The sequence below is a fragment of the Bradyrhizobium sp. SUTN9-2 genome, from assembly GCF_003122645.1.
GTDB lineage: Bacteria > Pseudomonadota > Alphaproteobacteria > Rhizobiales > Xanthobacteraceae > Bradyrhizobium > Bradyrhizobium yuanmingense.
In genome coordinates, this window is the sequence record NZ_LAXE01000001.1 from 6,780,590 (window position 1) to 6,798,185 (window position 17,596).

Genomic DNA, 17,596 nt, shown 5'->3' on the forward strand with positions numbered 1-17,596 from the left:
CAATGACGACCTCATGATCGCCCCTCGAGATTGAGCCGGGATGACCGACACATACGACAAATCCGAATTTCGGTAAAGAAGAATATCTTTGCTTCACTGGGTTGACACGAGACCGAAACAGGCCGCCAGGCTGGCCCTCGAACCCGCGGGGACCAGACGCACCCTTGTATGCATTATCCCAGTTGCCATTCCCCTGCGCTTCGCTTTACATGCCCTCAACTGCCCCGCGGAACGGCCGGGGCCGGAAAAATCACACAGATTTCCAGGGGACGGAGCATGGCGCGCAACATATTGATTCTTGGGGCTTCTTACGGCTCCCTGCTGGGCACGAAGCTGCTGATGGCCGGGCACAACGTGACCCTGGTCTGCCGCGCAAAGACCGCGGAGCTGATCAACCGCGACGGTACCGAGGTGCGTATTAAGCTACGCGACGAGGCGGTGCACCGGGCGATCTTCTCCCGCAACCTCCCTGGCAAGCTCGACGCGGCGACGCCGGCCAATGTCGACCTCTCCCGCTACGATCTGGTCGGCCTCGCGATGCAGGAGCCGCAATACACCAACCACACGGTGCGCGTCCTCATGGTCAAGATTGCCGCGGCGAAGCTGCCGTGCCTGTCGATCATGAACATGCCGCCCCTGCCCTACCTGAAACGGATTCCGGCACTCGCCGACATGGATCTCGAGGAGGCCTACACCAATGCGCAGGTGTGGGAGCGGTTTGAGCCCGGGCTGGTGACGCTGTGCTCGCCCGACCCGCAGGCCTTCCGGCCGCCGGAAGAGGCCGCCAACGTGCTGCATGTCGGCCTGCCCACCAACTTCAAGGCGTCGGTCTTCGCCGACGAGAAGCACAACAAGCTGCTGCGCGAGCTGGAGGCCGACATCGACGCGGTGACGCTCGACGGCCACGACGTGCCGGTGAAGCTGAAAGTGTTCGATTCCCTGTTCGTGCCGCTGGCAAAATGGTCGATGCTGCTGACCGGCAATTACCGCTGCATCACGCCGAACGAGCCGCAGTCGATCCGCGACGCCGTGCACGGCGATCTCAATCGTTCGCAGACGATCTACGACCATGTCGATGCGATCGCCCGCCGCCTCGGCGCCGATCCGCAGGACCAGGTGCCGTTCGCGAAGTACGCCAAGGCCGCGGAGAGCCTGCTCAAGCCGTCATCGGCGGCGCGCGCGGTCGCGAGCGGTGCGCCCTTCATCGAACGCGTCGACCTGCTGGTGAAGCTGATCTCGCATCAGCTCGGCGTGCCCAACGCCGAGATCGACCGCACCGTCGACACCGTGGACCAGAAGCTGAACGAGAAGATCGTGCAGGGCGGCTCCGGCGCGCAGTAGCGCCGCTCCCACCGAGGTCCGCTCAGGCAACCAGGAAGGATTGCAGCCAGATCAGGCCGGTCACGGCGACCAGCGTAACCGCGCCGGTGCGCGTGACGAGGTCAGGGCGCCCGAGGCGACGGGCGCCGCGGCCGAGCGTTGCGCCGAGAATGATCCACGCGGCGCCGGCGGTGAGAATCTGCAGCGCGATCACGCCGAGCCACGGCAGCAGTTCGAGCGGCCCGGCCCCAAGCGGCAGCAGCAGGAACGCGAAGACCAGTGCTTTCGGGTTGAGCAGCGTCGTCAGCAGCACCTGGCCGAACGTCACCGCAGCGCCGCCGCGCAGCTCGCGCGTGTTGACGCGCCAGAGCATGACCGCGAGGAACAGGATGTAGATGGTCACGGCGACGCGGAGCAGCAGCGCCGCAATCGGGATGTCGCTGATGATTGGACCGAGCGCCAGCCGCAGCACCGCGATCGCCAACAGATAGCCGCACAGTTCCGCCGCAAGCAGATGAAGGGAGCGCGAGATGCCCGCTCCGGCCCCCGATGTCGCCAGCAGGGTGTTGGTCGGCCCCGGCACCGCCAGCAGGAAATAGGTCGCCGTGAAGAAGGTCAGAAAGGTCATACGGCCGGATAGCAGCTCTCGAACCCGTCGATCTTGATCTGCGTCATTTGGCCGAGCGATGGCGGTCTGCATCATCTTCCCCGAGCCGAGGCCTTTCGGCACCGGTTTCCTGCCGCTCACGGCGGATGCTTTCCGGTTTTGGCGTGGGCAACACCACCTGATTCGCGCTGGAGCGCTCGACGCGCCGCGGCTGGATTGATAAGCCGCTGTCCGCGAATGACGGGACTTTGAGTCGGGGACATGACGGTTGCGATCGAGATGGGGCAGACCACGGCAGGCGCCGCGGCCGCCATGGACCTCGAGGAACTGCTGGCGACCCGTCTCCTGGTGCAGGGCAATTCGGGCTCCGGCAAGTCGCATCTCTTGCGGCGGCTGCTGGAACAGAGCGCACCCTGGGTGCAGCAGGCCATCATCGATCCCGAGGGCGACTTCGTCACGCTGGCCGAGCGCTTCGGCCATCTGGTGATCGAGGCCGAGGATCACACCGAGCGCGGCCTCCAGGTCGCGGGCGAGCGCGCGCGGCTGCATCGCGTCTCCACCGTGCTCAATCTCGAAGGGCTGGATGCCGAGAACCAGATGCGGCGCGCGGCTGCCTTCCTCGGCGGGATGTTCGACGTCGACCGCGATCATTGGTACCCGATGCTGGTGGTCGTGGACGAGGCGCAGCTGTTTGCGCCGGCGGTGGCGGGCGAAGTCTCGGACGAAGCACGCAAGCTCTCGCTCGGCGCCATGACCAATCTGATGTGCCGCGGCCGCAAGCGCGGGCTTGCCGGCATCATCGCAACCCAGCGCCTGGCCAAGCTCGCCAAGAACGTCGCGGCCGAAGCCTCGAACTTCCTGATGGGGCGGACCTTCCTCGACATCGACATGGCCCGCGCCGCCGACCTGCTCGGCATGGAACGGCGGCAGGCGGAAGCCTTCCGCGATCTCGAGCGCGGTCAGTTCATGGCGCTGGGACCTGCGTTGTCGCGCCGGCCGCTGCGCCTCAACATCGGCCCGACCGAGACCAGCCCGCGCAATTCGACACCGCGGCTGATGCCGCTGCCGGAAGCCGCGCTTGAAGATGCCCGCGCGGTCATCCTCGCCGCACCGCCGCCCGATGCCAGCCGGCCGCAGCGACGGCCGGCGCCGGATCTGCTCAAGCAGCTTCGCGCGGCGAAGGCCGCCGCGGTGCCGGAGATTCGGCTAGAGGCGGTCGAGGCTCCCGTCAGTGCCGAAGAGCTCGCCGAGCGGCGCGAGCGCGTGGATCGCACGCTGCGTGCGGTGATGGCCGAGCCCGATGCCGGCTTCCGCGCCATCGGCGTGCTCTATCAAGAGTTCGTGGTCCGCTGCCGCATCGAGGGCTTAGGGGCGGCGGTGCCCGATCTCAACGAATTCCGGCGCATGCTGACGCATGCGCGCGCCGGGCTCGGGACGGATCTCACTGAAGACGACGCCTGGCAGGACGTGGCGCTGCGCGCCTCGATCCTGCCCGACGACATGCAGGGCGTGTTCATGATGATCGCGCGCGCGGCGAAGGAAGGCTGGCCCTGCCCCGGCGATGCCGCGATCGCCCGCGCCTACGGCTCGCACTCGCTGCGCCGCGCGCAGCGCCTGCTCGGTTACATGGAGGAGCAGGGCCTGATCGTCGTCCAGCTCGACGGCGGCGGCCGCCGGATCGTGACGCTGGTGGAGCTCGCCTGGGCGACCGCGCCGGGCGATCCCAACGGCGATGATCAGCCGGCGGAGCAGGTCGCAAGGGCGGCGTCGGCCTGAGCGTCAGGCCGCCTCGGAGCCGCCGAGATAGGCGTCGCGGATGCGGGGGTCGTCTTTCAGCGCGCGCGCGGGGCCAGACAGCACGATCTTGCCGGTCTGCAGCACATAGGCCTCGTGCGCGATCTCGAGCGCGAGGCTGGCGTTCTGCTCGACCATGAAAACCGAGACGCCCGCCTGGTTGATGCTGCGGATCAGCTCCAGCACGCGATCGACATAAAGCGGCGACAGGCCCATGGTCGGCTCGTCCATCACGATCATGCGCGGGCGGCTCATCAGCGCGCGCGCCATCGCCACCATCTGCTGCTCGCCGCCGGACAGCGAGCCGGCGCGCTGCGACAGCCGTTGGCCGAGCTTCGGGAACAGCGTCAGCATCCTGTCGAGATCCTGCGCGATGGCGTCGCGGTCGTTGCGCACGAAGGCGCCCATCAGGATGTTCTCGCGCACGCTCATGTCGGCGAACAGCCGCCGCGCCTCCGGCACGGAGCCGATGCCGCGGCGGACGATCTGCGGCGTGGAGAGCCCGATCAGCGAAGCGCCGTCGAACGTCACCTCGCCCGAGCGTGGCTTCACCAACCCTAAGATGATCTTCATCGTGGTCGACTTGCCGCTCGCGTTGCCGCCGAGCAGGCAGACGATGTGGCCGCGCGCAACCGTGATCGACAGGTCGAAATGCACCTGGGCCTGGCCGTAGAAGGTGTTGACGTTCGACAAAGCCAGCAGCGGTTCGGGACCAGAGTTCGTCATGCCGCGCTCTCCTGCTCCGCCGCCCCTGATAGCCCATGGCCGAGATACGCCTCGATCACCTTGGGATCGCTCCGCACCTGCTCGCCCGGCCCTTCCGCGATCTTCTTGCCCTCGTCCATGACGATGACGCGGTCGGACAGGCGCATCACCATCTCCAGCTTGTGCTCGATCAGCAGGATGGTCAGCCCTTCGGCTTTCAATTCGGCGACGAGCCCCTGCATCTCCGCGGTCTCGGTCGGGTTCATGCCGGCGGTGGGCTCGTCGAGCAGCAGCAGCCGCGGCTTCAGCGCGAGCGCACGCGCGATCTCGACGCGGCGGCGGTTGGCGTAAGACAGACTATAGGCGGGCTGGTCGATGCGCGGCAGCAGCCGTTCGCCGAAACGCGCGAGGATGGCCTTCACCTCCTCGCGCAGCCGCTCCTCCTCGGCCCTGACGCGCGAGGGACGCAGCAAGGCCAGACCCAATTCCAGCAGCGGGCCGATCACCGGCACGGCCGGCTTCACCGCGCGCAGCCGCGTGTGCGCGCCGATCAGGACATTGTCCATGACGCTGAGATTGCCGAACACGCGGCCGAGCTGGAAGGTGCGCGCGATGCCTTCGGCCGCGAGCCGCTCCGGCGACAGGCCGGTGATGTCCTGCCCTTCGAAGCTGACGGTGCCGGCATCGGGCCGATCCAGCCCGGTGACGAGATTGAACAGCGTCGTCTTGCCGGCGCCGTTCGGGCCGATGATGCTGATCAATTCGCCCTTGGCAAGATCGAGGTCGATCGTATCGACGGCGGTGAGGCCGCCGAAACGGCGCGTCAGGCCGCGCAGGGACAGTATGGCGTGAAGCTGCTTCTCCATCAGACCGTTCCCAACAGGCCCTGCGGCCTGAACCGCACCAGTAGCAAGAGAACGATGCCGTAGATCAGGATGCGATACTCCGCAGCGATCCGGAACACTTCGGGCAGGCCGACCAGCGCGACCGACCCGACGATCGCGCCGACGACGTTGCCGAGGCCGCCGAGGATCACGACGGTCAGCGCCAGGATGGATTGCTGCGTGTTGAAGGTCTCGTGGTTGATGTAGGAATAAAGATGCGCGGCGATGCCGCCGCTGACGCCGGCGGCGAAGCCGCCGAAGATGAAGGCGATCGACTTGTAGCGGTTCAGGCTGAGGCCATAGGCGCGCGCGGCGATGTCGTCGTCGCGGATGGCACGAAAGCTGCGGCCGAGATGCGAGGTGAGCAGCCGCCCCTGGAACAGCGCGAGCACGACCATGACCGCAAGGCTGAACCAATAGACCGAGGTCGGGCTGATCAGGTCATAGCCGAACAGCGACAGCGGCGGGATGCCGGAGATGCCGATCGGGCCGCGCGTCACGCTCTCCCAGTTCAGGATCACCAGCGCCACGATCTCGCCGATCGCGAGCGTCGCGATCGACACGTAATGCCCGCGCAGGCGGAAGGACGGCGAGATCAGGAGCGTGCCGAGCGCGGCGCTCATCAGGCCACCGCCGATGACGGCAAGTCCGGCCGGAACGGCCAGCGTCAGCGACAGCAATGCGGAGGTGTAGGCGCCGATCGCAAGCAGCGCGGCATGACCGAGCGAGACCTGCCCCATCGTGCCCGCAACCAGCGTCAGGCTGAGCGCGAGCATGCCGAGCAGCCAGGCGTTGATCAGGGTCTGGAGCACGTAGAAGGACACCGGAAACAGCGGCAGGATCGCAAAGCCGGCAACCGCGACCAACAGCGCCCAGCGGGGAATATTCACCGGGCGGCTCGGCGCGATGAACGTGCCGGTGAGCGGCTCGGGCGGCGCCTGCCGTGCGCTGACGAACAGGCCGTTCGGCCGCAGCACGAGCACGACGACGAGCAGCAGGAACGCGAACAAATTGCGGTAGCTGGTGCCGAGCACGGCGACGCCGTAGCTCTCGACGAGGCCCAGCAGCAGGCTGCCGATCACCGCGCCCGGCACGTTGCCGGCGCCGCCGACGACTTCCGCGACGACGCCCTTGAGCGTCGCCTGAAGGCTCATCGCCGTGTCGATCTGGTTGTAGTACATGCCGACCAGCATGCCGGAGACGCCGCCGAGCGCCGCCGCGATACCGAACACGGCCTGATTGACCCGGTTGACGTCGACGCCCATCTGCATGGCGGCGTCGCGGTCCTGCGCGGTGGCACGCACGGCCCAGCCGAGCTTGGTGTAACGCAGGAACACGAACAGCAGCAGCGCACTGGTGAGGCCGACGCCGGCAATGAGCAGATCAAGCGGCCCGATCGTCCCGCCACCGACCTGGAAGCGGACATCGGGCAACTGGCTCGGCAGCGCGCGCGGATTGGGCGAGAAGATCAGCATCACCAGTTGGTCGAGCACGAAGCTGATGCCGATGGTCGCGAGCAGCGGCGCGATGCGCACCGAGTTTTGCAGCGGCCGCAGACCGAACCGCTCGATGATCAGACCGACGATCGCCGCGGCCGCGGCGACCACGATGATGGTAAGAGGCAGCGGCGTGTGCAGCTGCACCACCGCGATCCAGCCTATATAGGCGCCGACCAGATAGATCGAGCCTTGCGCGAAGTTGATCAGTCGGCTGACGCCGAAGATCAGCGCGAGCCCGACTGCAACGAGCGCGTAGACATTGCCGACGATCAGCCCGTTGATGGTGTGGTCGAGCCAGGAGGACACGCAGCATTCCTAATCAGGGAGAAGCGGCCGGAGCGATCGCTTCGGCCATCACATCAGGTCGGCTTGCCGTCCCAGAGCGCAAACTGGCCCTTGCGCACGACGAGTTCGGCGTTCATGGCGCCCTTGACGCGGCGGCTCTCGACGTCGAACGTGGCCTGACCGAAGATGACGCTGGAGACGTCCTTCACCTTGGCGAAGGCATCGCGGATGGCGCGGCGGTCGGTGCCGCCGATCTTCACCACGGCAGCGGCCATGTTCATCGCGTCATAGGAATAGGCGTTGAAGGCGTCGGGCTCCTGCCCGTTGTACTTGGCCTTGAAGCCGTCGATGAACTTCCTCACCTCGGGCCGCGGATCTTGCGGGAAATAGCGCGTGCCGAGATGGACGTCCTCGACCGCCTCGCCCCCGAGCTCGATGAATTTCGGCGAATACACCGAGCTGGCCGCGCAGATCGTCTGCTTCAGGCCGACCTGGCGGGCCTGGCGCGCGATCAGCGCGCCGTCGGAATAATAGGAGATCAGGATCAGCCCGTCCGGGCTGGCGTCGCGCACGCGCACCAAGGTGGAGCGGAAGTCGCGTTCCTCGGCGATGTAGCCCTCGGTGATCGCGACCTCGGCGCCGTATTCCTTGGCCGCCTTGACGAAATGGTCGCGGCTGGTGCGGCCCCAATCGGTGTTGAGGTGCAGCACCGCAAGCTTCTTCAGGCCGAGCCGCCTGACGGCGTAGGACGCCAGCAGCGGCTGCTCGTCGGCCTGGCTCACGGACGTGCTCCACATGAAGTCACCGCCCTTGGTGAAGTCGGGGTGCGAATTGGTGAAGCCGAACTGCACGAGGCCGCCGCGCTGATAGATCGGGGAGGCCGCCATCGAGGCGGGGCTGGAGAAATCGCCGAGCTCCATGACGATGCGGGGATCGGAGACGAATTTCTGGGCGATCGCGACCGACTGGCGCGGATCGCTCTGGCTGTCCTCGAACTGGTAGGCGAGCTTGCGGCCGTTGATGCCGCCGGCGGCGTGAATCTCGTCGAGCGCGAGATCAAAGCCCTGCTTCCACTGCGCGCCATATTGCGCGTTCGGTCCCGTGAGGGGGCCGCTGACGCCGAGCAGGATCGGCTCGGCGGATTGCGCCAGTGCGGCGCGCGAGAAGGCTGTGCCAGCCATCATGGCGGCGAGCGAGCCTTTGACCAGGGTACGGCGATCGATGTTGCTCATTCACGGCTCCATCCATTCAATGTTGATACAGCAGCAATTCTCGTGCCGGTAAGATTGCCTATTTCGAGGGCTCGCCGAGCGACAGCATCAGCCGATTCGCCCAGTTGAAGAACGAGGCGCCGTTGATGACGTCGACGATCTCGGCGTCGTCGAGACCGGCGCGGCGCAGCTCGGCGATATTGTCAGGCCCGAATGCGATCGGCGTTGCGGCCAACGCCACCGAGGCCTTGACCACCGCATTCCAGCGCTCGCCGAGATCGGCCCCAACGCCCTCGTCGAGCAGGCGCTGCACGTCGTCGCGCCGCTTGGAATAGGTGCTGGCGAAGCGCGCATGCACGGAGGCGCAATAGATGCAGCCGTTGTAGCGCGAGGTCGCCGCAGCTGCGAGCTCGCGCTCGGCGCGCGGCAGGCCGTCGGCGACGTTGTAGAAGATGTCCTTGTCGGTCTTGGTGCGGGCCTTCAGAACTTCGGGATCGCGCACCAAGAGACGAAAATATTCCGACTTGGCGCGGGCGCGGTCGACGAGGCCGGCGTAGTGCCGCTCGGTCAGCTCGGCCTCGGGCAGAGGGTCGATCCACGAGACCCAGCCGAGCTCGTCCTGGGTGAAGGCGACGGGCGGATTGACGGTGCTCATGATTGGACCTCCTACGCGTTCGCTGCGGCGAGCGTGCGCAGGCCGCTGACGACGCGCACCTGGAACGACAGGAACGCAACGAGCTGGGACAACGTGACGATGCCGGTGGATGACCAGCCGGCAGCCAGTAGCGCCTTCATGTCGGCGGACGCGGCATCGCGCGGGTGGAAGAGAAGCAGATGCGCGTGCTCCAATGCTGCGACCAGCCTGGCGCCGAGGACACGCTTGCGCTCCGCGCTGACGCGATAGATCAAGCCGGCCTTGTTCTCGATCGACAACGGACCGGCCGGATAGGCGCCGTATGGGCCGGAGGTCTTGCCGCGCTCGATCTCGGCGTTGATCGCATCGAGCAGAGGCGCGCCATCCGCAGTCGCGGCAAGCTTGTCGCGATAGAAGGCGGCGACGGGGGACTCGCCATGGAGCCCGGTCGCGAAGGCGGCGACCACCGCGCGCTCGGCAAGCGAAAAATCGCCGGCCTCGATCGGCTCGAACAAAGCGAGATAGCTCTTCTGCGCATTCTCGCGCGCCTGCAGGCGGCGCGCGCGGATGGCGTCGAGCGTGGAGCCGGGCTCGATGCCGGCGAGCGTGTCGATGATGTCTTGCGTTCCCATCATTCAGCCTCGTGCAACGCGTTTTTCGTTCATTCCGGCTAACCTGCGAGGGCAATGTCTTTGGCGGCCGTCCGGGTCCAGCCCAGCACTGGGGCGACCTTGTCGGCGACGAGCTCGATGGAGCGCAGGACGTCAGCATGCGGCGCATCGACCGAATGCACCTGGAAGACGAGATCGGTCACCCGTTCCAGCGTGTCGTCGGTGCGGAGCGAGGCAATGACGTGGTCGGCATCGCCGACATGGGTGTCGAACGCGGTGATCATCTCCTCCAGCGTCTCGCCCGGAGGGGGATGTCCGCCCTTCATGAATTGCGGCAGCGCGCGGCGCAGTCCGATATCGGCGAGGCGCAGCGCCTCGCGATGGTCGTCGGCAACGAAGATGCTGCGCGAGGCCATGATGCGCGGCTCGCAGCCCGGCGGCAGCGCGGCGAGATAGGCATCGATGATCGGGTTCTGGATCTCGGCGAGCGTCGCGTTCGGCGCGTCCTTGGCCCGCGGCTGCGTGCGCGAGAGCAGGAGGCCGTCGCCGGCCTTGCCGGCGCGGGCGCCGCCGGCAACGGAGAACGTCGCCTGCCAGATGCGCTTATCCAGTTGCGGCCGCTGCGGATAGAGCGTGTCGCCGCCATTGAGCGGCTCGCCGGTCAGGGCCTTGCGGACGATGTCCAAATTGCGGGCAAAGATCTCGTTGCGCTGGGCGCTGTCGAGGCCGAAAGCGGCGAAGGCCGACGGGTTGCCGCCGGTGCCGACGCCGAGCTCGAAGCGGCCGTTGCAAAGGAGATCGAGCACCGCGGCGTCCTCCGCCACCCGCACTGCGTTCTCCAGCGGCAGCGTGACGATGCCGGTGCCGAGGCGGATGCGCGAGGTCTGCGCGGCCGCATAACCCAGGAACGTGAAGGGCGACGGCAGGCCGCCCTCGCGCTCATGGAAATGATGCTGAGCGATCCACGCGGAATCGAGCCCGGCCTTCTCGGCGCGCACGATCTGCTCGGCGGCGAAGCGATAGCGGTCCGCCGCCGGCGCCTCGTCGAGCAGCCGCGTGAAGAAGCCCAGACGTTTCAGGTTGGCAAAGCGTTTCATACAATCCCTGTCGGGCGAGGATGGGCCCCGATGATGTCGGTTGCCGCAGTTCCCGACAAGCGGGCATTACGCAGGGCACATACGCAAGATTCCTGCGCAAGGCTGATCGCAAGGCTGCCCGCCGGATCGCCTTGATGTGGACTCTGGGCGGGCAGATTGCCTACCAGCTCGGCAGCACCGCGCCCTTGAACTTGGTCAGGACGAACTCCTTGACCTCAGGCGTGTGGTAACTGTCCACGAGGATCTTGACCCAAGGCTTGTCCTTGTCGGCGCTGCGCACCGCGATCAGGTTGACATAGGGCCCCTTCGGGTCCTCGCGCAGGATCGGATCCTTGACCGGATCGAGGCCCGCCTGGGTTGCATAGTTGGTGTTGATCGCGGCGGCATCGACGTCGTCGAGCGCGCGCGGGGCCTGCGCCGCGTCGACCTCGATGAACTTCAGCTTCTTGGGATTGTCGGTGATGTCGAGCACGGTCGGCTTGAAGCCGGTGCCGTCCTTCAGCTTGATCACGCCCTTGTCGCGCAGCAGCAGCAGCACGCGGCCGCCATTGGTCGGATCGTTCGGGATCGAGACCTTGCCGCCCGCGGGGATATCGCCGAAGGCCTTGTGCTTCTTCGAATAGACGCCGATCGGGAAGTTCACGGTCAGGCCGACGGATTCGATCTTGTAGCCGCGGTCGGCCTTCTGGTTGTCTAGGTAAGGCTGGTTCTGAAACGAATTGGCCTGGATCTCGCCGGCATCGAGCGCGGCGTTCGGCACTACGTAATCGGAGAACTCCAGGAGCTGGATGTCGAGGCCCTGCTTGGCGGCGATCGGCTTCACCGCTTCGAGGATCTGCGCATGCGGCCCCGGCGTCACGCCGATCTTGATGGTCTCGGCCGCGGCTGCGGCGGACCATGCGGCCAGCACGGCAGAGAGAATCAGGGGAAGGCGAAACGGCATCTTGGTCTCCTTAGGTCTTGCGGCAACGGACCCGTATTCCCTTTTCTGCGGTGCGAAATCAATGAAATGGAAATCCATATTGTCCGCGGCTCGGGGCCAGCCTTTCTCCATTCGGCCGCAAACGGAAAACGAATGCAGAGTGCGACAAAGTGCGCGGCGTAACCCGGATGAAGCGCCGCGCAAGCAGGGCTGCTGCCGCTCGTGGCAAGAATCCCGGATTACACTTTCGTTCCATCCGCAGCCGGGCCGGCGTCCTTCTCTTTGACTCCACCACGCCCGACGTGCTGAGTTAGCGCGCACTGAGCCGGTGGCGACGAAGTGGGGATCATCCAATGAACGAGAACGAAATCCGCAATCTGGTCGCAGAGGTGAAGCAAGGCACGCTGTCGCGGCGCTCATTCATCAGGACAATGGCCGCGGTCGGAATCGCAGCGCCGATCGCGAGCCAGATCCTGGTCTGGCACGACGTCGCGATGGCTGACGCCACGCTGCCGTACAAGCCGGCCAAGGCCGGCGGCGGCGGCACGCTCAAGATGCTGCTCTGGCAGGCGCCCACCCTGCTCAATCCGCATTTCGCGCTCGGCACCAAGGACCAGATCGCCTCGCGCATCTTCTTCGAGCCGCTCGCCGGCTGGGACAAGGAGGGCAACCTCATCCCCTGCCTCGCCGCCGAGGCGCCGACCAAGGCGAACGGCGGCCTTGCGGCCGACGGCATGAGCGTGATCTGGAAGCTGAAGCGGGGCGTGACCTGGCATGACGGTAAGCCCTTCACCGCCGACGATGTCGTCTTCACCTGGCAATACGCCGCAGATCTCGCCACCGCGGCCTACACCACGGGCTCCTACAAGGACATCAAGGTCGAGAAGATCGACGACCACACCGTCAAGGTGATCTTCCGGGCGCCGACGCCGTTCTGGGCCGATCCGTTCGTCGGCTCGGTCGGGATGATCCTGCCGAAGCATCATTTCGGCGAGTATGTCGGCGCCAAGTCGCGCGAAGCGCCGGGCAATCTGAAGCCGGTCGGCACCGGCCCGTACAAATTCGTCGAGTTCAAGCCCGGCGATATGATCCGCGCCGAGCGCAATCCCGACTATCACATCAAGAACCAGCCGCATTTCGACATGGTCGAGATCAAGGGCGGCGGCGACGCGGTGTCCGCGGCGCGCGCCGTGCTGCAGACCGGCGAGTACGACTTCGCCTGGAACATGCAGGTGGAGGAGGAGGTCCTCAAGCGCATGGAGGCCGGCGGCAAGGGCAAGCTCGAGATCACGCCTTCAGGCAATGTCGAGTTCATCATCCTCAACACGACGGATCCCTGGACCGAGGTCGACGGCGAGCGCTCGAGCGTCAAGACCAAGCATCCGACGCTGTCCGATCCCGCCGTTCGCCGCGCGATCAACTTCCTGATCGACCGCGATTCGATCCAGAAGTTCATCTACGGACGCGGCGCCATCGCCACCGCGAGCTTCGTCAACGCGCCCAAGCAGTTCAAGTCGCCCAAGCTGAAATACGAGTTCGACATCGACAAGGCCAACAAGATCCTCGACGAGGCCGGCTGGACCAAGGGCGCGGACGGCATCCGGGAGAAGGACGGCAAGAAGCTCAAATACGTATTCCAGACCTCGACCAACGCGCCGCGGCAGAAGACGCAGGCCATCATCAAGCAGGCGTGCCAGAAGGCCGGCATCGACATCGAGATCAAGGCGGTCACCGCCTCCGTGTTCTTCTCATCCGACGTCGGCAATCCCGACACCTACTCGAAATTCTATGCCGACATGGAGATGTACAACACCACGCAGCCGCAGCCCGATCCGGAGCGCCTCTTGAACCAGTGCGTGTCCTGGGAGATCGCCACCAAAGACAACAAATGGCTCGGCCGCAACAATTCGCGCTATTCCGACCCCGAAGCCGACAAAGCCTACAAGGCCGCGCAGAACGAGCTCGATCCGGTCAAGCGCGCCGCGCTGCTGATGAAGGTCGACGAGATCTTCTGCGAGGCAAACGTGTTCCTGCCCCTGCTCTCGCGCCACGTCGTCAACGCCGGCGCCAACAATTTGATGATCGACATCTCCGGCTGGGACACCATCACGTGGAACCTGGCGGCGTGGTACCGGACCTGAGGGGCTCGTGAGCGCGCTGATGGTTGCAGCGCAGCGCGGCCATCAGAACGTGACAGCGAATCCTCTCCACTGTGTGCTCCAGATCACAGCGGAATCGCGCACCATCGCCTACAAGGATCGGGCATGGCCGCAAACAAGGTAACGGCGGTACGCACGAGGCTGGGAAGACGATCAACAGCTACGGACTTTGCGACGCCGCCAGGGTGAACAACCCGGCGGCTTTTTCCTTGCTCGCGCGACCGGAACCTGCGGTCCGCGCGCAGAGGACGGAGATACCGCCCGGCGCTATGAAGCGCCCGAGCTCTTTCGCTCCTCGCGTTCATCTTCGATCTGACGTTCGGCTTCCAGCCAGAACTCCAACTCGCGATTGCTCGGCCGTCCCGCCTGCTCCCAGAGCTCATAGGCGCGTGTGCGCACCTTGCCACGGCGCATTATGCGAAGCAGCTTTCGTTTCAGTTCCTCCGCGAAGCTCCTGAAGCGTTGTCCGGTGGTTTCATCCCTGACGAGCGAGGCCGCTCGCGTTGCGAGTTCGATCTGGTGCTCTAGCTTCTTCTGCTCGTCCACCACCGAAACTGCCGCGGAAAGAATTGTTGTCGGAGCCGTGCGGACACTAAATTCCTTTCCGGGATGGTCCGTTCCCTGAGGTGCAGCGTTTCGGAAGTGACCAGCCGAGCAGGCATCGGTTGGGCGCCGCTAGTGCCACGTCGTGTCGGCTTCGACGATCACCACCCTGACTTCAGGGTCCTCAGTCGTGTTGCAGGAGCAGGGCATGCCCTCGCCACAGCGGCAGCCGCCGAGCTTCTCGCTCCAGACCCGGAGCGGATGGTTTTCGCAGACCCATCCAAGACCCTGGCAGAATGGGCAGGTCTTGTCGGTCACAGCGTATCCGGCGTCCGCAGCGTGCTCGACCTGTCCTCGTTGCGCAGCTCCTGCTCCGCCGCGTGCCAAAATTCCTCCTCGCGCCCTTCCGGCTTGCCCGCCTGCTCCCACAATTGGTGCGCGCGTTCTCTGATCTCTTGCTCGGTCGGCTCGGACAATTGCACCTCCTGCTTGGAAGCACGGCCCCACCCTGGGGGGTATGGGGGGCTTGGAGGCGGGGCCGTGCAGGCCAGCGATCGGCGGCGATGCTGACCCGCGGAGTCAAGTTTCGATCGGGCGCGAGAGTTCCAAGCTGCGCCTGTGCGGCACGACGCCGCGAAGGAAAATCCAGGACGCGGCAAACAATCCACCATGTTCCCAAGGCGAGCGGCCGCAGCAATTGCCTCAAGGCAGTCGGCACTCGGGGCACAGCTGCTGCTGTGCCCCTTTCTGAGATGCCAAGGACGCGCGTTAGAGCAATCCCACCCTGTGCATGATTTCCCGGATCTGCGCCGGATTCGGATCCACCATCATGGGCGCGACTGCCGCGCCTGCGGTCTGTGCGGGACCGTGAGCGACGGAGCTCGATCCGTTCTTGATCGGATCGACGGACTGCAGATTCATTGCGGCCGCCGTTTGTGCCGGACCGCGCGCCACGTGGATCGCACTGCCGTGCACGGGATCGGCGGACGGCGGCGGCGACCCCACGGGAACCATGCTCGGCGCTTCGACCGACTGCAATCCAAGCAGACGCCGCAACGTTGCCAGCGCAGGGTCGGTTGCGGTAGCGGCGGCGATCACCGGGGCGACGCCGGTTTCCAGGCCGAGTGCCCGCATCACGTTCGGCAATCCCGCGCCGGTCCGATTTGGGTCGCCAAACTGCAGCGGCGTCGCGGTTTCCTTCAGAATTTGGAACAGCCGCTCGACACGGCGTGCGTCGCGATTCTGAAAGTTGCCTTTGGTGAAGTCCGGATGATGCGCCAGCACCAGCGCGGCCAGGCCCGTGACATGGGGAGTCGCCATCGAGGTGCCGTCCCATGCTCCGAAGCCATCGGCGGGAAGCGACGAGACGATCGCCACACCAGGCGCGCAGACGTCGACCTCCGGACCGAAGCAGGAGAACTTTGCCGGAAAATATCCGTCGCGGCTCTGGAAGCCGTCGAGGGCCTGCTGCGAATGATAGCTGTCGTTGGGGAATTCGCCCCACTTGCCGATCGCGGCAACCGCCAGGCAATGCGGCGTCGACGCGGGAAACTGCACCGGCCCCGAGGAATTTCCCGCGGCGATGATGCAGGCCATACCCATTTGCTTGGCCCGGATGATGCGTTCCTCGATAATGCGCGAAGGCTCGCCGCCGCCCAGGCTCATATTGGCAACATCGATGCCATGCTCCATGCAGTAATCGAGCGCGGAGACGAGATCGCTGAACCGGCCGCCGGGGAAGATGCGGCAGACGTGGATTTCCGCCGCGGGAGCGAAGCCGCGGATGCCGCCACCGGCGCCGACGGGTCCGCCAGCGATGATTCCAGCGCAATGCGATCCGTGGCCGATCGTATCGACGGTCCAGGCCGCCTTGTCGGTCCCGACGATACTGGTGCCTGCCGTGATGCCGTGCAGATTGCGATGGGTCGGCGCCAGGCCGGAATCGATGACTGCGATCTTCATGCCGGCGCCATCGAAGGACGGAGGCAGACGATCAAGGCCCATCGCGCGCTCACCCCATCCCATCAATTGCTGGCCGGGGAAATTCCGCAACACCGCGCCGAGCGCCCTGACAACGATCCGGTTGACGCTGTTAGGAACGAGCTGCGGACGATCGAGCCAGAAGGTCCAGTAGTCGATCTTCGGTTTGACCAGGATCGAGCGGATGGTCTCGGGTCTTTCGCCTTGCAGGGTCACTGTGGCGCGGCCGGTGGCGTCGGTGATGCCTTGGGCCGGCCACATGCTGCCGAACACATAAACCTCGGCTTCAGGCAGCGGACCATCCTGGCCCAGCACTTCGATCGTGGTCGTGAAGCCGTCGGCCAGCGGTGTCAGCACCCCCGGATTGGGCAGCTGCGGCGTGGTCGGATCGAGCATGTAGCTCAGCCGCTCGTCGCGCTCCACCGCGCAACGCTGTCCCGCCTGGGTCTGCAGCAACTTGGCCTTGTCAGGAGTCATCTTGGCGAGGACCAGCGGGCTGAGCGGCACTTGTCCGAGCTCTGCGCTCTGAAATCCGAACAGGCGCGGCGGAGAGACCGTTTTCACCACTTCGATGTCGGGACTGTTGCTGAGCTGCTGAGTCAGGAAATCGACGCTGAAGGTCGCAAGCCCGGGCTGCTGCTGCGGCGCGATCATGAATTGCGCCGGGCGCGCTGCGATCGTTGCGGGCTCCTGCCCCCGTGACGATGATGGAGCGGTGCCCTGGTCCGGAACGGACCCGTTGCCGTTCATCGCGGCTTCGGTCGCGTCGTGCTCGCCCTGCGTGGAAGTTCCTGATTTGCCTTTCGTGGCCATCTGCGGCCTCCTTGATGTTTTGCGTGTCCAATGTTTGCCCACCGACGTCAGTCGGCATCGAATGGCTTCAGCGCTGAATCCGGTTCGACCACCAGCGTGGCAAACGTCGATTTCAGGCGATCGGCCTGTGTCGTCGTCATCGACAGGATGACGACATCGGGTGCGACTTGCGCGACTCGCTTCACGCCGGGTTCACGCTGCAAGTGTTCGTTGAGCTCACCGGATTGGACCGGGCCTCCCTGCACGATGAATTGCTGCGACGCGGTTGAATCGGCCATCTGGTTTCCATTCACGTCTAAGCGCAGAGGGCGGGCTTGCGCCCGCCCCCACGCGTTGGGTCTAGTGCATCGTGCCAGTGGGCTGGCCGGCGTTGAAGACTCCGAGCTGACGGCCGATATCGAGGCCGGTCTGGGCGCCCTGGCCGATCTTCTTCAGCACGCTCCAGAAGCCCTGCAGCTCGATGTCGGAGACTTGCGCCGCCGCGGGCTGCAGGCCGGGCTGGGCGCTGAACACGCCGAGCTGCTTGCCGACA

At 65.7% G+C, this 17,596-nt stretch carries 18 protein-coding genes; 3 read left to right on the top strand and 15 right to left on the bottom strand.

All coding sequences use genetic code 11. The features are described 5' to 3' along the window. Positions 1-276: 276 nt before the first annotated feature. Complete coding sequence (locus XF30_RS31445) at positions 277-1,341, top strand: ketopantoate reductase family protein (protein WP_109144825.1); 1,065 nt, start codon at positions 277-279, stop codon at positions 1,339-1,341. Positions 1,342-1,363: 22 nt separating this feature from the next. On the opposite strand, the gene XF30_RS31450 is transcribed toward XF30_RS31445, so the two are convergent. Next, positions 1,364-1,948, bottom strand: a complete 585-nt coding sequence (locus XF30_RS31450; protein WP_109144826.1) for a LysE family translocator — start codon at positions 1,946-1,948, stop codon at positions 1,364-1,366. Between the two features lie 240 nt (positions 1,949-2,188). Between XF30_RS31450 and XF30_RS31455 the strand changes: the two genes are divergently transcribed. Further along, complete coding sequence (locus tag XF30_RS31455) at positions 2,189-3,703, top strand: helicase HerA domain-containing protein (protein ID WP_109144827.1); 1,515 nt, start codon at positions 2,189-2,191, stop codon at positions 3,701-3,703. Positions 3,704-3,706: 3 nt separating this feature from the next. Here XF30_RS31455 and XF30_RS31460 read toward each other — a convergent pair whose 3' ends face one another. From XF30_RS31460 to XF30_RS31495, 8 genes are all read right to left on the bottom strand, one after another. Beyond that, positions 3,707-4,447, bottom strand: a complete 741-nt coding sequence (locus tag XF30_RS31460; protein ID WP_109144828.1) for an ABC transporter ATP-binding protein — start codon at positions 4,445-4,447, stop codon at positions 3,707-3,709. Further along, on the bottom strand, positions 4,444-5,292 hold the full coding sequence (locus tag XF30_RS31465) for an ABC transporter ATP-binding protein (protein WP_192893307.1): 849 nt from the start codon (positions 5,290-5,292) through the stop codon (positions 4,444-4,446). Before XF30_RS31465 ends, XF30_RS31460 begins: the two co-directional genes overlap by 4 nt. Then, positions 5,292-7,115, bottom strand: a complete 1,824-nt coding sequence (locus XF30_RS31470; RefSeq protein WP_109144829.1) for an ABC transporter permease — start codon at positions 7,113-7,115, stop codon at positions 5,292-5,294. The genes XF30_RS31465 and XF30_RS31470 overlap by 1 nt, the downstream gene beginning before the upstream one ends. Positions 7,116-7,168: 53 nt before the next feature. Continuing rightward, positions 7,169-8,326 carry an ABC transporter substrate-binding protein gene (locus XF30_RS31475; RefSeq protein ID WP_036027466.1) on the bottom strand — a complete coding sequence of 386 codons (1,158 nt, stop codon included), beginning with the start codon at positions 8,324-8,326 and terminating at the stop codon, positions 7,169-7,171. 58 nt (positions 8,327-8,384) lie between these two features. Continuing rightward, complete coding sequence (locus XF30_RS31480) at positions 8,385-8,960, bottom strand: alkylhydroperoxidase domain protein (RefSeq protein ID WP_109144830.1); 576 nt, start codon at positions 8,958-8,960, stop codon at positions 8,385-8,387. 11 nt (positions 8,961-8,971) lie between these two features. Then, entirely contained in the window at positions 8,972-9,571 is a 600-nt protein-coding gene (locus XF30_RS31485; protein ID WP_192893473.1) for a CMD domain protein, read from the bottom strand. Positions 9,572-9,609: 38 nt separating this feature from the next. Further along, positions 9,610-10,647, bottom strand: a complete 1,038-nt coding sequence (locus XF30_RS31490; RefSeq protein WP_109144832.1) for a putative FMN-dependent luciferase-like monooxygenase — start codon at positions 10,645-10,647, stop codon at positions 9,610-9,612. A 160-nt stretch (positions 10,648-10,807) separates the two neighbouring features. Further along, on the bottom strand, positions 10,808-11,590 hold the full coding sequence (locus XF30_RS31495; RefSeq protein ID WP_036027487.1) for a MetQ/NlpA family ABC transporter substrate-binding protein: 783 nt from the start codon (positions 11,588-11,590) through the stop codon (positions 10,808-10,810). A 332-nt stretch (positions 11,591-11,922) separates the two neighbouring features. Between XF30_RS31495 and XF30_RS31500 the strand changes: the two genes are divergently transcribed. Next, a complete protein-coding gene (locus XF30_RS31500) occupies positions 11,923-13,710 on the top strand; it encodes a peptide ABC transporter substrate-binding protein (protein ID WP_109144833.1) in 1,788 nt (595 codons plus the stop codon). 285 nt (positions 13,711-13,995) lie between these two features. Here the strand turns inward: XF30_RS31500 and XF30_RS31505 are convergent, their stop codons facing one another. From XF30_RS31505 to XF30_RS38300, 6 genes are all read right to left on the bottom strand, one after another. Then, a complete protein-coding gene (locus XF30_RS31505; RefSeq protein WP_036006918.1) occupies positions 13,996-14,274 on the bottom strand; it encodes a DUF2934 domain-containing protein in 279 nt (92 codons plus the stop codon). 129 nt (positions 14,275-14,403) lie between these two features. Then, the gene (locus tag XF30_RS31510; protein ID WP_109144834.1) at positions 14,404-14,589 is read right to left on the bottom strand and encodes a hypothetical protein; all 186 of its coding nucleotides are present in this window, start codon (positions 14,587-14,589) and stop codon (positions 14,404-14,406) included. After that, positions 14,586-14,747, bottom strand: coding sequence for a DUF2934 domain-containing protein (locus tag XF30_RS31515; protein WP_074447557.1), 162 nt, complete (start codon positions 14,745-14,747; stop codon positions 14,586-14,588). The genes XF30_RS31510 and XF30_RS31515 overlap by 4 nt, the downstream gene beginning before the upstream one ends. A 292-nt stretch (positions 14,748-15,039) precedes the next feature. Next, positions 15,040-17,064: a S8 family serine peptidase gene (locus tag XF30_RS31520; protein ID WP_109144835.1), complete on the bottom strand. Its 2,025-nt coding sequence runs from the start codon at positions 17,062-17,064 to the stop codon at positions 15,040-15,042. A gap of 47 nt (positions 17,065-17,111) precedes the next feature. After that, a complete protein-coding gene (locus tag XF30_RS31525; RefSeq protein WP_036006916.1) occupies positions 17,112-17,342 on the bottom strand; it encodes a hypothetical protein in 231 nt (76 codons plus the stop codon). Between the two features lie 61 nt (positions 17,343-17,403). Beyond that, the coding region (locus tag XF30_RS38300; RefSeq protein ID WP_158284426.1) for a hypothetical protein at positions 17,404-17,596 on the bottom strand (193 nt) is incomplete at its 5' end.